The organism is Nostoc sp., from assembly GCF_036917815.1.
Lineage (GTDB): Bacteria > Cyanobacteriota > Cyanobacteriia > Cyanobacteriales > Nostocaceae > Nostoc.
On the sequence record NZ_JBALEK010000098.1, the window covers coordinates 50,773 to 64,284 of the forward strand.

A 13,512-nucleotide genomic window follows, 5' to 3' on the forward strand; every position below is an offset into this window, starting at 1 on the left:
TAAAATCTAAAATCCAAAATTGCTATGAGAGCCAGAATTGAAAATAAAGTGCTTTTTATTCACCACGAAGATTTGCCAGAGTTTAAAAAGCCTGGTTCCGTGGTGAGAAACTCTTATTTCTGGGCGCTACGTTCAATTGCTGGTCAAGCTTCGCGTTATCGTGATTGGGAATACGAAACCGAGGTTTGGCTAGCGCTTTCACGAATGCTTTTGTCATTTGCTGAATCTGGGTATTTAGGTCATAGAGAAACCTTGCTAGAGTTTCCTTTATCTCAAGGAGAAATTCCTAATATGCTCCGAGATGTGTCTACTTGGGAGTAGGGATGTATATACTTTTTTATTACTCTGAAAAAAATCAAATATTTGTAGGTTGGGTTGAACAAAGTGAAACCCAACAAAATCACACGCTGTATACAGCACTTTGCAAGTAAATGAAGTACACCCTTCTCTTGACAAGTGGCTACGGTGAATTACCCCCCTTAATCCCCCCGTTTATTGGGGGAAACACCAAATCTAGTTCTCTCACGCCACATGCTTCAAGTCGGGCGTTGCCCGCCCAACCCAGTGGCTCCCCAATATATCGGGGAGGGTTAGGGTGGGGTATTTTTGTACCTCACCAACTCGCAATCTGCTGTAAATACTTTACAATACTGTAATTAATATCACATTGCTAAAATAATGCTTATACTAATCGGGCACTCAAATGACTTTTAATTCGTCACGATTAGCCATCATAGACAAACCCTTAACATTAGTGTGAAGCAAGGCTAGTTGTGAGAAAACAATTAAAATGCAGCAGTTGGTGTAGGAAAAAACGTGAAAATAGCAATTATTGCAAAAACATTAATTACATCTATCGGTTTGTTAGCTTTATTTGCTCCAAATCAAGCATCGGCTCAACTTATACCGCAACCTTGGGTTTCAGTTGGTGGAAAAGATGGTGATTTAACTTATGCTGTAGGAGCTAGGGCTTTGAACTTTGGGGTTGAGGTAGGAACTGGCCCTGATGGTGCTACAGGAGTAGATGTTTTGAAATTTATCAGTTTGCCTGTTATTTCACCTTATGTAGGAGTTGGACTTTATTCAGAAGATAAAGGTGTTGCAGTTTCAGGTGGTGTTCAGGTAAGTGCTACTGATAACGTTTTTGTTGGCGCTGGTTACAATTCTATTCGTGGCTTTAATGGGCAACTGGGAATAAGATTTTAACAATTATCAGCACGTCCAATTTCTCCTTTTAGGTATTTTTCGGAGAATTACGGGAATATTTACCCGATTTTTTTATGCTCTTTTTTAGCAAAGTTATTGACAATAATCATCGTTTGACGGCATATCAACCAGTGAATTAAGTCGGTCTGCGTAAATAAGTAGTCAGACATAATTAATTATACAATGTAATTGCGAAGGTCGCAAAGCGGAATGAAGCAATTCGCTTTTTGCTTAAATCTTTTCCCTCACCCCCAGCCCCTCTCCCATCTTTGGGCTACGGTGTACACACATCTTTGTGCTAAGTGCAAAATGTGGCTTGATCCCCCTAAATCCCCCTTAAAAAAGGGGGACTTTGATTCCGGTTCCCCCCTTTTTTAAGGGGGGTTAGGGGGGATCAAAAGGTTGTGAGGCTAGGTTATAAGACTTGTGTGTACACCGTAGCCCATCTTTGGGAGAGGGGAGACATAATTCTAGTTCCCCTTCTCCCATCTTTAGGAGAAGGGGTTAGGGGATGAGGGCTATCAAGGTCTTTTGCACATTTGGGATGCTCCCCCCCAAACAAAAAACGTTCCTCTGGGCGTATTGTTTGTGCATAGACAAACAATCCTTTTTGCCATCCTTCTGCTGCAAATATTTTCTGTTTGTGTTAATCCTTGATTTGTGAGATACTATCGCAGTATTTAAAAAAGCTGTTTTATTAAGTAGACATAGGAGTGAAAATGACCTAGGGAGAATTCATGAATTGTCCCTACCAAGGATTTCGAGCAACGCAGAATTAATTTTCACTCCTATGTCTAGTGCAAACCCTTGTAAAATAAGATTTATACATAGAATATACAAATTTGCAATCATACTGATTGTGTCATTTGACAGCCTTTTTGAATACTGCTCCCCACTCCCCATACCCTGTCCTAATCATGGACGCTTTTGTTCCTATCCCACCTGAATGGACGAATGAAGCAACACACGCTTACGAGTTTTGCTGTCCTAACTGCCGCTCAAGTAGTCTAGAAGCTGAAAAAGTTTGGCTAAATAGGCGATCGCCTGTACTTACAGAAGACCGTCGTCGCAAATGGCAAGAGTTCTACTATTGTCATTGTGGTTATGTGTGGTGGGCTTGGAGTAGCGATCGCCCGCCAAAAGATATATCGAATCAGTCAGATTATAATCCTACATAGCTAATTTTCTTCCTAAACAAAAGCCCACCTCAAGGTGGGCTTTTGTTTATCTAATTCTGAGCTTTAGATTTCATCACCAATTTTTAGAAGGTGAAGGTAGTACGTAGAGTACCTACATATTCAGTGTCGTTATTATTGTTGTTCTCTGGATTGAAAATTACCAACAAACCAGGAGTGACTTGAATATTATCGGAAACCTTGTACTTGTAAAGACCCTCTAAGTGATAAGAGGTACCAGAGTCAAAAGGACTATTTGTTGTTACGCTGCCACCAGTAACTTTGGGTGCTTGACCAAAGATAATACCTAAAACGTTGCCTTGTTTGCCAAAGTCTCTCAAAGCAAGTGTTGCACCGTAGTACCAAATCTCTGCATTTTGACTAAGGCCAGTAAGAGTAGATGCAGTTGTGTAACCTCCCCAACCACTAAGAGCCAACTTCGGGCTAAATTGGAAGGTAGCTTCTACACCGTAATTGCTGGATTCAGCGCGAATACCAGCCCCAGCCCCAAAGGGGCTGTTAGCAAAAGTGCTACCTGTACCTTGGAAGAAGCTGTTAGTACTATTGCCAGCTAGGTAGGTGTGGGCGTAGGTCAGACCAATATTGAAGGCTTTGTTGGGTTTTAAAGATAACTGTCCGAAGATAGTGCTATCACCATCGAATAGCCCGTTATTAGCGGCGGGATTATTAGCACCAAAGGCATTAATAGTAGTAATACCGTTAGCAGTTTGATTACTACTCTGTGCTAAATAAGCACCACTCAAGCTAATAGGACCTTTAGGATTAAAAGTCACAGTCAAACCAGCACCATTTTGACCTTGACGGTAGATGGGGCTGAAACGTCCATACCGAGAGATAGCACCAGTACCACTGCTCCTAAAGTCAGGGTTGAAAACGTCAACGTTTTCGTATAGCTCACTATTGCTAACATCAACTTTGACGCGTACTGCATCCTTAAGGTTGAAAGCATAGTTGATTTTATCTATGCTAACGCTGTTGTCGGAAGGATTTATGTCATAGCCCAAGCGGGTCATGTTAGTACCAGTCACACCACTATTATTGATGGTATTCCCAGCTTGCAGACGGATTTGCAACTGGTCTGTACCAGTGAAACTGCTGTATAAGTTTAAACGCACTCGGTCAGAGAAAACAGTGTTAGAATTCAAGGGAGTATTTGAATTACCAGATCTAGCAGCTGTGTTACCACCAAAAGCGTCAGACACGCTGAAAATCGCTTCCCCAACCAACTTGGTGGTAGTCGAGAACTGATTAGCTTCCAACTCAGAGGTGCGGGCTTCTAATCCATCGACACGACCGCGCAGAGTCGCTAGTTCAGCAGAATATTCTTCTTGTAAGCGCTGTAAAGTAGCTAAATCTTGTTTGCTCACCAAATCGGCAGTAGCTGTAGCAATCAGTTCGTTAACCCGGTCTAAACAGGCATTCAAACCTGCGGCAAATTCATAACGGGTTAAAGCACGGTTCCCACGATAGGTACTGTTGGGATAACCTGCAATACAGCCGTAGCGCTCAACTAGTGATTGTAAAGCTTGGAATGCCCAATCTGTAGGCTGCACATCCGAAAACTGAGAAACTGATGTTACCTGGCCGATGTTGTTAGAATCTTGAGATTCAGATGACTGGGCAACATTTGTTACCGGATCGTTGACTTCAGCAGCTAAGGCGCTATTCGCAGCGAAAAATGCAGAAGCTACAATAACCGGACTAACCTTAAAAAGATTCCAGAATCGTTTTGTCATGTTTTTACTCTCACTCACACCTACTAATCCAATGACGGTAAAATGCTTAATACACCTTACTTTCAGGAATTCTACACACAATCACAGTCATGATTATACCTTTATGCTGTGATAAATACAAGTCATTTAATATAGTGATTAACTATAATTTTTAATTAATTTATTTGGCGATCGCAAAATAATGCGGCGTTTGTGACGTAGAAGTGTTCCTTCTTCCTCCAACTGTTGTAAGAGCCGGGTAACTGTTACTCGCGTAGTATTTAAGACTTCAGCAATATCTTGATGAGTAACATTTAAATCAATTAGCTTGCCCTTATCTACGTCACGACCAAATTTTTCACTCAACCACACTAAAAACTGCCATAAACGTAGCGAAATTGGTTTTCGATGCACAATACTAAGTAGATCCTCTGCCTGTTGGATGTGAGACAACAAAGCATTAATATCTTGATGCCACAAATTAGGTGGTACAATACTTAGTTCCACGCCAGTAAGACATTCAATCTGGTAGGGCTTGACCTTAGACAAAGGATAGCCAATCAGATCCCCCAGTCCCCAATAACCGAGAGTGATGAATGTTCCATCTTCACTCCAGGTTAAAGTACGAACTGCACCGTGTTCAATGCGCCAAAGTACGTCATTGTGAGGTGGAATTACTTCCCGACGAGTAAATATCTGCTGGGGTAATTGTCCGATGAAAGCAGAGCTATTTGACACGGCAGAAGAGTTTGAAGTAGGACTTGTGGAATACATCATTAACTGTAATTACATAATTATCAGGGAATCTCGCTATTCACAACAATTAAGAAACTCTAATAATTTGTATTAAAATTTACCTGTATATCTGAAAGTCTATTCTTCTCAATCAGAGCTAGTACTTTGTCAATTTAGTTTTCAGGGTTTGTAGTAAACACTAAAGTGCTTAGAAGATAAGGACTAAAGTCATTACTACGAAATTAAACCTGACAGACTACTATGGACTAACTCAAAATCTTCTGAGGGCAACAACTTCTTGTTTAAGATATCTATCAGTGAGATAGACCCAGAGTTTTTTGAGTTGTTTACCCGTTACTTTAATCGTGCAAGTTTAAGAAGAGGTAAGCTTTTAGTAAAATATTGAGTTAACTTATTTTTAATTATTTTAGTATCGTCTGACTATCAAGTAAGTATATATAGGAATCCGGTTTGATTTCTGAAAAAAATTGAGTATTTGTAGGGTGCGTTATGACTTTAGTCTAAGAGGATGTTTGAAAAGTCCTTAGCTGTGATTTTAGGCACTGATTGATCCCCCCTAACCCGCCTTAAAAAGGGGGGAACCAGAATCAAAGTCCCCCCAATTTATCGGGGGATTTAGGGGGATCTCCAAGGGTTAGGCGTATACAAAAAACTTTTCAAACAACCTCTAACGCACCAAACCCTTGAAAATGGTGCCGTACTCTCGGCGATAACACACCCTACGTGTTGTTCAAAAATCAAATAGTAATCCTATAGGCGCAAATAATTAGAAGATAGTAGGGTGGAATGGCGCTTACTTAAGCTGGATTTAGCTCCCCGACTTCTTGAAGAAGTCGGGGAGCTGGGTAGCACGTCAATTAAGAGCGTTGACCGGTGACAATGTATGCTACCCTTTGACCGATATTAGTGGCATGATCTGCCATGCGTTCTAGACAACGAATTGCCAGCGCCAGTAATATAATTGGCTCCACCACACCAGGTACATCCCGTTGTTGGGCTAAAGTCTCATAAACGCGATCGTAGGCATCGTCTACAGTATCATCTAGGTGCTTTAAACGACGACCACCTGCTTCATCAAAATCTCCCAAGGCCTTCAAGCTAGTTGCTAGCATCGCCTGCGCGTGAAGGGACATGGCTTCAATGTCGGGCATTGACGTATGAGGTGGATAAGGAAAAATTTTAATCGCAATCTCAGCTAAATCCTCAGCATAATCGCCAATGCGTTCTAAGTCTCGCACCAACTGCATAAAGGCACTCAAGCAGCGCAAATCTTGAGCTGTAGGCGCTTGCAGCGTCATAATCGCCGTACAGTCTGATTCAATTTGTCTATAAAAGCGATCAATCTTTTTATCTAATCGAGGGAGTTCCTCGGCTGCTATTAAGTTACGGGCAAATAACGCTTGGTGGCTGAGGCGAAATGATTGTTCTACCAAAGCACCCATGCGTAATACATCACGTTCTAAGCGCCTAATGGCACGTGCGAGTTGTGGTCTTTGAGGATTGGGAGTATAATCGACGGCTTTCACACTTATTGTCTCAAAGGTGAAGATATTACTAACTATAGTCTTGGCTTAGGGAGTTTGCCATAACTTCAGGAAATTGGAGTTGCATCCACGCACCACCAGTTTCTGGATGGTTCATCGCTTTGATTGAACCACCGTGAGCGATCAAAATTTGCTCAACGATCGCTAATCCTAAACCATTACCAACGATCGCTCCTATAGAGTTACTATCTTGGGGGGAATGGGTTCGCGCTTTATCTCCTCGATAAAATCGCTCAAAAACATGGGGTAAATCTACCTCAGAAAAGCCGACTCCAGAATCAATCAGATTTATTTCTAGAATTTGGGAAGCCGCATCGCCCCCATTATTGTCCGTTGAGCGGATTTTTGCTTGGACGTGAATGCTTGTAGAAGGAGGACTGTATTTAATACTGTTGTCTAACAAGTTGAGAAAAACTTGGAAAATCCTGGCTCTATCTGCCTTAATCCAAAGATTTTCTGGGCCAGAATAAGAAAAAGATAGATTTTGACACCCTGCTAAGGGTTCTAGTGTTTCCCAAACAGATGTAATTAGCGATCGCAATTCTACAGCTTTAGATTGCAATTGCATATTTGGGTTTGCTTCCATTTGGGTAAGTTCTAACCAGCTTTGCACCAAGCTAATCAGCCGATCAACTTCTTGCATTAGGCGGTTAACCCAGCGATTTAAAGGTGGTTCTAAACGGTTTTGTAAAGTTTCTACAACCAAGCGAATCGAAGTTAGTGGCGTTCTGAGTTCGTGCGCTAGATCAGAAAAAGAGCGATCGCGTACTTGATTTATATCTAATAGGGGTTGACGATTTTCTAAAAAGACTCCCACTTGTCCATTGGGTAAAGGCAAGCTAGATGCCCGCAAAGCTAGAGATTTTATTGTTGGCATCTGTGCCGTATCATCAAAAGATGGATGAAATATCCATTCTCCCGTCTGTGGTTTTTGGCAATCACGAGTTTGCTCAATTAAATGGTCAAGTTCATAAGACCTTACCAACTCCAATAACAAGCGCACCTGTTCTGGTTGCCACCTTTGCAGATACAAAATTTCCTGCGCCTGTTGATTGCACCACAGCAGTTGATTTTCCTCATCCACTTGCAAGTATCCCACGGGTGCAAAATCTAGCAGGTCTTGGTAGGTTTGCAACGACTGCTGCAAATCTTGTCGCTGCTGCTTCACCATCGCTATTTCCTGCCGTAACCCAGGAATCAGCAGCAGTCCTATCTTGGAAGAATGGGAGGTTAACGGTCGGAGTAAGCGCCCCAGGTAACGGTTAAGTTGAACCTGTTGCCAAACCCAAAACCCAATGCCTACTGCTAAACCCAGAAAAAATCCCAATAAAAGCATTTGAGTTGTTAGTTTCTTGGTGACTACTAAAAACTAACAACTATCTAAACTAATTATCCAAACCTATAGCCAAAACCTCTTACAGTCACAAGATATTCGGGATGACTGGGGTCTTGCTCTAATTTTTCGCGCAACCACCGAATGTGAACATCTACGGTTTTACTATCGCCGACGAAATCGGGACCCCAAACCTGATCTAGTAATTGTTCCCGTGACCATACCCGACGGGCGTAACTCATAAACAGTTCCAGCAAGCGGAACTCTTTAGGGGAAAGACTCACCTCTTGACCACGAACCAGCACACGACATTCTTGGGGATTTAAGGAGACATCCTTAAATTTTAATACTGGTATTTGGGGTAAATTACTTAGGCGTTGGCGGCGGAGTAAAGCGCGACAACGGGCTACTAACTCGCGCATACTAAAGGGTTTGGTCAGGTAGTCATCGGCACCGACCTCTAATCCTAAAACACGGTCAGTTTCACTACCCTTAGCACTGAGCATTAAAATAGGTACTGGGTTTCCTTGATGACGCAGCAAACGGCAAATATCCAACCCATTGATTTGCGGCAGCATCAAATCAAGAACGATCAGATCAAAAGGAAGCTCCCCGGAGTTGGTTTCAAAACTTTTGAGATACTCTATGGCAGACCGCCCATCTGGGGCAGTTATCACCCCATAACCTTCTTCTTCCAGAGCGACAACTAGCATTTCCTGGATTAATTCTTCATCTTCTACCACTAGAATACGGCTGGTTTGTCCAATATCCGTTCTGGCAGAGTATTTGGTCGATTCACTGGTATACATTGATATCACAAAAGTCTAGGACTGTGCTTGTATCAATTAGAAAGGGTCAACTACCCCGACGCAAGACGAACGTAGCTCTCCCAATTAATTCATCGGGAATAGCCTCCAGAACTCAGTAGTTCTATTGGTCTGCCATTCCCTCCTCTTGTCAGAAGTCCTGGTTCCCAAGACTCAAATTACCTATTAGCTTGGTTTTTGCTTGTGGCATTGATCGTTAAGACACTAACTATAATACCCGAAAAATTGGCAAGGATTGTCTTGACAAGAGCAGATTAGATTAGGTATATTTATTTTAGTACAAAAGTACTATAGTGTCTCAAGGGGAAAACCATAACTGAAAAACAGAAGGACATAAATAACATACTATGTGGAAAATTCGTACTCCACTAAGTGTCCTATATGATCATTTCAGTATTTTCACTGTGATAAAAATGTCGATTTAAAGGCTACTCTGATGTCTGCATAGGGTAGTCATTGGTATGGCTTGCTACCCAATAAATCATTGCCTATTGAAGGGAGTTGGAAGATGACTACAGTTGGAGTCAAGGACAGCAAACAACAACTAATGCAAGCATTTCAACAAATTATTATCCAAAGAAAAAAGCTTGAATCTAAAATAGCAACCAAACAAGAGGAAGCAGAAAAGGCAAAAAGTCAAGAAATTCTCCAAGGAGCTTCTGCATATACCGTTGATAGTATTGTCAAAGGTTTAGCTGATTTACAATTGGAGTTTGGCAGTATTCTCAATGCATTATCTGAAAAACTAGCTCAAGAAAATTCTAAGTTAGATGAATTGAACCGAGCTATAGAAATTGAAACTCAACGCCTACAAGAGCTTCAACAAATCAGAGTGGTAGCAGATACTCTAGACATTTTAAGTCAAGAACACCAAGAAAAATTAAAAAACCTCGAACAAGATACTATCAGCAAAAGGGAAGCACTAGAAAAAGAAATTACAATCAGGCGAAAAGAATGGCAAAGAGAGCAAGCAGAGTATGAAGAAAAACTCCAAACATATAACGATTTATTGGCCAAAGATCGCCAGCAAGAACAAGAAGAATCTCAGTATAAGTTAGAAACTACTCGTAAACTCAATACAGACAGTTACGAAGGGATAAAGCGCCAACAACAAAGAGAAATCCAAGAAAATTCTCAAAGGAAACAGAAAGATTGGGCAGAACGAGAAAAGATATTCGCTGAACGCCAACCCCTCTTTGCAGACTATGAACAAAAAGTAACTACGTTTCCTAACGAACTGGAAGAAGCTGTTAAGAAAGCTAGGGAAGAGGCAATTAAAGAAACCAGCCAAAAAGCTAAAATTGAGGCTGATTTATTTGAAAGAGAATGGGAATCTAACAAACAGAGTTATGAACAAAAAATTCTATCTCTGGAAGAAACAATTAAGAAACAGTCTGAGCAAATAGAAGGTATTTCTGCTCAATTGCAAACTGCATTAAAACAAGCACAAGACTTAGCTATGAGGGCTTTTGGTAGTTCTAATCCTAAATAGTTTTGAGTCTCTAGTATCTTAATCATTTTAAATTCCTGAAGAGGAGGTTTGTTGTGGTGGTGAAAAAACCGACTGATAAGAATACTAAGGTAGAAATTCTTCAGGCGTATGAGGAGTTAGCTAAAGAAAAAGCAGCACTGAAATCGGAACTCGATCAAGTTGCCAAAGAAAACCAATCTGGAACTAAAGAACAGCCTAAATTAGAACAAAAAACACCTATGAATCAGCTTTCTAGTGTCCAACAAAAGATGAATAATACAATTGAAAGCTTGGCAAAGATTCAATTAGGTTTTGGCAGTGCTGCTAATGAATTATCGGAACAGCTAACCACAAAAGCCTCTAACTTAGAAGAAATTAGGCGAAATTTAGAAGAAGAAATCCAGCAATTAGCACAGTTGCACAATTTAGAGATTTCTGATGATATCTTGGATACTCTCATCCAAGCCTATGAAGATAATACTAAAGCTTATCAGGATGAATATAGCCAGCGTTCTGAAGTGTTATTTCAAGAAATACTAGAGCAAAGGAATACTTGGGGAAAAGAACAGGAGGAACAGCAACGGGCGATAAAAGAACGGAATGAAAACTTGAATAAAACTCGGCAACGCGATGCGTCCGAGTATAAGTATAATTTAGAACTCCAGAGGCAACTGCAAAGTGACGAATACGAACAAGAGCAGAAAGCACTATATAAGGAACTGGAAGAATTACTACAAGAAACAGAAAAACAGTGGGCTGAACGAGAGAAAGCAATTTCTGAGAGAGAGAAACAATTTGAAGAATTAAAAGCCAAGGTAGAGGCTTTTCCGAAAGATAAAGAAGCAGCTATTAAAAAAGCTACAGAAGAAGGTAAAGGCATTGCCCACTACCAAGCTAAAGTAAAATCAGATTTATATTCTAAGGAAGTGGAAGGGCAAAAGCGTTTCTATGAACAAAGGCTGCAATCTCTAGAACAAACTATTACTAATCAAGAGACACGGATTCAAAATCTTTCTAAACAACTTGAATCTGCTCTCAAACAAGTTCAGGATTTGGCAGTTAAAGCTATTGAAGGTAATTCAAATGTTAATTCATATCAGGCAATTAAAGAAATAGCTTTAGAACAGGCAAAGACTCAAGCGAAAAATAAATAAGCTTATTTGTTTTTGAGGACAATTGTAGAGACTTAATTTAAGTCTCTACAAGAAATTAGAAAGCTTTTTATTCAGTTTTCTTTGGTTTTTTGATATCTGTGGGAGGTTGTAGTTTCTTCTTTGTTCCGCTAGACTGTGTTTGGTTCGATGCTTGGTTAGAATTTTGCTCTTGACTAGACATAATAGTGACATACTCCACACACTCCCCTTCTCTGCGAGACGCTACGCGAACGGGTGAGTGTGGGCTTCTCAACGACTCATAAAATTAATAAAAATGATATTGAGTTTTTACCTCGTATTCATCCCACACTCCTAAGAGTGAGTGTGGGGCTTCTACTGTTCAAGCTAAATTTTAAAGTCTACTATAATTTAATCTACATTACGGGTATTGTCGATTACCGACCTAACGCTTCACGCACCCACTGCCTAAATGCTCGCCGCGCTGTACTAGATCCTTCTGTCAGGCTAAGTTGCAAAAACTGCAATATTCCCTCAATCACAGGTAAATTCCCAAATGAGGGAATAGTTTCTATCAGCTGGACTGGTTAAGAATCCCACACTGTACTCGGTACTCTGAGTCAGTGTGTGGATTTTTCTACTAAAGACAGAAAATATCAAGCAAAGGTAGAAAAACCTAGATTCGGTGGAATATCCTGAATCCGCCCAGGCCCGATCGCTCGTAATGCTTCTTTGAGTAAAATATCTCCAGTATATAAAGCACGTCCGACAATTACACCAGTTACGCCTTGAGGTTCTAATGCCAACAAACTCAACAAGTCGGTGACAGAACTTACCCCGCCAGAGGCAATTATCGGGATGGAAATTGCTGCTGCAAGTTCTCGCAAAGCTTCTAAATTGGGGCCTGTGAGTGTACCATCTCGGTGGATATCTGTGTAAATTATGGCGGCTGCGCCCAATTCTTGCATTTGTACAGCCAGTTGGGTTGCTAAAACTTCTGAGGTTTCTAACCAACCGCGAGTTGCTACGAGGCCGTTACGGGCATCAATCCCGATGATAATTTGTTGGGGAAATTCTTGGCAGAGTTCTTGCACTAGCTGGGGTTGTTCTACGGCGATGGTGCCGAGAATTGCCCACTGTATGCCGAGATTAAATACTTGTTGTACGCTGGTGCGATCGCGCAATCCTCCACCAATTTCAATGGGCACTGACACCGCATGAGCGATCGCTTCTATTGCCCCCAAGTTTACTACTTTACCTGCTTTGGCACCATCTAAATCAACTATATGTAATCTGGTAGCACCTTCATCTACCCACTGTTTGGCAACATCAGCAGGATTTTCGCTAAAAACTTGTGAGCGATCGTAGTCTCCCTGATACAGTCGCACACAGCTACCTTCTAGTAAATCAATCGCTGGAATTACGTCCATTTAATTCTTCCTCATGACTCAATGCCATCAAACACTAATATCTTCATTTTTAACGGGTCGCGTCACTGGGGACTGGGAAGAGTTTTCTTCTCGTGCGTAAGCATAGCTCGCCGGAAGCATCGCTACTTGGTTTAAGTCCCAATCCCCTTCCAAGTTTTCCAAGTATTGAGTCCCTAATCCCCAGTCCCTAATCCCTTTTTTAATTGCCTTACAGCTTGCCCAAAACCCAGCACAAGCAAGATATTAGAAAGGGTCAAAAATAGTTCTGCACCACCATGCAACCAATCTACATTGGCCAAAGACTCGCCATAATGCAATTGAGCGTAAATTCCGGCTGGGATGGTGATGGCAACAAAAACGAGAGTGCCGTAAAATCCATACAGCGCTAAACGCGGCATTTGCGGACTGCGGCTGATAAACCACAAGAAACCCAAATAGGGAAACAGTGAAAGTGCAAACAGGGTTTCTTTAGAAATCATTGCTCTGATTTGATAGGTTTTGGTTCAGCAGTGTCAGGAGATTTAGTAGAACGCCAAATCAAAAAGGCTGCTGCCCAAAGTGTAAAATTACCAACTAAGGTCATGGTAGCTTGAAGCGTTACCATCCATTCTAGAGATTCGGCGTTGTCGAAATAATGCCAGGTACAGGCACACATAGCGCTAACTAAAGCTGGTAACATGGCAAGGGATAATCCCCACCAATTGCGGTTATTAGTCAGTTCGCCGTAAGTCCAAATTAACCAAATAGCGACAATCCACTCAATAACGCTAGAAATATGAATAATCCAAGTGGGAATCGAAAGGGTGTGCATAGAGTGGGGAATGGGGAATGGGGAGTGAGGAGTAGAGACGCGATTAATCGCGTCTGTACAGGAGTTAGGAGTTAGGGGTTTTCACATCTTTATATAGCTACGTTGAAAATC

Annotated in this window: 13 protein-coding genes; 5 read left to right on the plus strand and 8 right to left on the minus strand. The window is 41.3% G+C overall.

The annotated features are described in order from the left end of the window. The first annotated feature begins 24 nt into the window (after positions 1-24). The 3 genes from V7K97_RS29350 to V7K97_RS29360 all read left to right on the plus strand — a co-directional run bounded on the left by V7K97_RS29350 (position 25) and on the right by V7K97_RS29360 (position 2,384). Positions 25-321, plus strand: coding sequence for a hypothetical protein (locus tag V7K97_RS29350; RefSeq protein WP_334804491.1), 297 nt, complete (start codon positions 25-27; stop codon positions 319-321). A 495-nt stretch (positions 322-816) separates the two neighbouring features. Beyond that, positions 817-1,206 carry a hypothetical protein gene (locus V7K97_RS29355; RefSeq protein WP_334804492.1) on the plus strand — a complete coding sequence of 130 codons (390 nt, stop codon included), beginning with the start codon at positions 817-819 and terminating at the stop codon, positions 1,204-1,206. 917 nt (positions 1,207-2,123) lie between these two features. Next, positions 2,124-2,384, plus strand: a complete 261-nt coding sequence (locus tag V7K97_RS29360; protein WP_334804494.1) for a hypothetical protein — start codon at positions 2,124-2,126, stop codon at positions 2,382-2,384. 83 nt (positions 2,385-2,467) lie between these two features. On the opposite strand, the gene V7K97_RS29365 is transcribed toward V7K97_RS29360, so the two are convergent. The 5 genes from V7K97_RS29365 to V7K97_RS29385 all read right to left on the minus strand — a co-directional run bounded on the left by V7K97_RS29365 (position 2,468) and on the right by V7K97_RS29385 (position 8,559). Further along, entirely contained in the window at positions 2,468-4,138 is a 1,671-nt protein-coding gene (locus V7K97_RS29365; RefSeq protein ID WP_334804495.1) for an iron uptake porin, read from the minus strand. A 138-nt stretch (positions 4,139-4,276) separates the two neighbouring features. Continuing rightward, a complete protein-coding gene (locus tag V7K97_RS29370; RefSeq protein ID WP_334804496.1) occupies positions 4,277-4,894 on the minus strand; it encodes a Crp/Fnr family transcriptional regulator in 618 nt (205 codons plus the stop codon). A gap of 836 nt (positions 4,895-5,730) precedes the next feature. Next, positions 5,731-6,399, minus strand: a complete 669-nt coding sequence (gene phoU, locus V7K97_RS29375) for a phosphate signaling complex protein PhoU (RefSeq protein ID WP_334804497.1) — start codon at positions 6,397-6,399, stop codon at positions 5,731-5,733. 28 nt (positions 6,400-6,427) lie between these two features. After that, positions 6,428-7,753, minus strand: coding sequence for a sensor histidine kinase (locus V7K97_RS29380; protein ID WP_334804498.1), 1,326 nt, complete (start codon positions 7,751-7,753; stop codon positions 6,428-6,430). A 53-nt stretch (positions 7,754-7,806) separates the two neighbouring features. Continuing rightward, positions 7,807-8,559: a response regulator transcription factor gene (locus V7K97_RS29385; RefSeq protein WP_334804499.1), complete on the minus strand. Its 753-nt coding sequence runs from the start codon at positions 8,557-8,559 to the stop codon at positions 7,807-7,809. Positions 8,560-9,085: 526 nt separating this feature from the next. On the opposite strand from V7K97_RS29385, the gene V7K97_RS29390 reads away from it, so the two are divergent. Continuing rightward, a complete protein-coding gene (locus tag V7K97_RS29390; protein WP_334804500.1) occupies positions 9,086-10,069 on the plus strand; it encodes a hypothetical protein in 984 nt (327 codons plus the stop codon). A 53-nt stretch (positions 10,070-10,122) separates the two neighbouring features. Continuing rightward, entirely contained in the window at positions 10,123-11,202 is a 1,080-nt protein-coding gene (locus tag V7K97_RS29395; RefSeq protein ID WP_334804501.1) for a hypothetical protein, read from the plus strand. 614 nt (positions 11,203-11,816) lie between these two features. Here the strand turns inward: V7K97_RS29395 and hisA are convergent. From hisA to V7K97_RS29410, 3 genes are all read right to left on the minus strand, one after another. Beyond that, on the minus strand, positions 11,817-12,590 hold the full coding sequence (gene hisA, locus V7K97_RS29400) for a 1-(5-phosphoribosyl)-5-[(5-phosphoribosylamino)methylideneamino]imidazole-4-carboxamide isomerase (protein WP_334804502.1): 774 nt from the start codon (positions 12,588-12,590) through the stop codon (positions 11,817-11,819). A 173-nt stretch (positions 12,591-12,763) separates the two neighbouring features. After that, positions 12,764-13,069: a DUF3593 domain-containing protein gene (locus V7K97_RS29405; RefSeq protein ID WP_334804503.1), complete on the minus strand. Its 306-nt coding sequence runs from the start codon at positions 13,067-13,069 to the stop codon at positions 12,764-12,766. Next, positions 13,066-13,401 carry a DUF2499 domain-containing protein gene (locus tag V7K97_RS29410; protein ID WP_334804504.1) on the minus strand — a complete coding sequence of 112 codons (336 nt, stop codon included), beginning with the start codon at positions 13,399-13,401 and terminating at the stop codon, positions 13,066-13,068. The genes V7K97_RS29405 and V7K97_RS29410 overlap by 4 nt, the downstream gene beginning before the upstream one ends. Between the last annotated feature and the right edge of the window lie 111 nt (positions 13,402-13,512).

Excerpts from the sequence above, each read along its gene's own strand:
- V7K97_RS29350 (WP_334804491.1), top strand. The coding sequence starts at position 25 with ATGAGAGCCAGAATTGAAAATAAAGTGCTTTTTATTCACCACGAAGAT.
- V7K97_RS29360 (WP_334804494.1), top strand. The coding sequence starts at position 2,124 with ATGGACGCTTTTGTTCCTATCCCACCTGAATGGACGAATGAAGCAACA.
- V7K97_RS29365 (WP_334804495.1), bottom strand. The coding sequence starts at position 4,138 with ATGACAAAACGATTCTGGAATCTTTTTAAGGTTAGTCCGGTTATTGTA.
- V7K97_RS29370 (WP_334804496.1), bottom strand. The coding sequence starts at position 4,894 with ATGATGTATTCCACAAGTCCTACTTCAAACTCTTCTGCCGTGTCAAAT.
- V7K97_RS29380 (WP_334804498.1), bottom strand. The coding sequence starts at position 7,753 with ATGCTTTTATTGGGATTTTTTCTGGGTTTAGCAGTAGGCATTGGGTTT.
- V7K97_RS29385 (WP_334804499.1), bottom strand. The coding sequence starts at position 8,559 with ATGTATACCAGTGAATCGACCAAATACTCTGCCAGAACGGATATTGGA.
- V7K97_RS29390 (WP_334804500.1), top strand. The coding sequence starts at position 9,086 with ATGACTACAGTTGGAGTCAAGGACAGCAAACAACAACTAATGCAAGCA.
- hisA (WP_334804502.1), bottom strand. The coding sequence starts at position 12,590 with ATGGACGTAATTCCAGCGATTGATTTACTAGAAGGTAGCTGTGTGCGA.
- V7K97_RS29405 (WP_334804503.1), bottom strand. The coding sequence starts at position 13,069 with ATGATTTCTAAAGAAACCCTGTTTGCACTTTCACTGTTTCCCTATTTG.
- V7K97_RS29410 (WP_334804504.1), bottom strand. The coding sequence starts at position 13,401 with ATGCACACCCTTTCGATTCCCACTTGGATTATTCATATTTCTAGCGTT.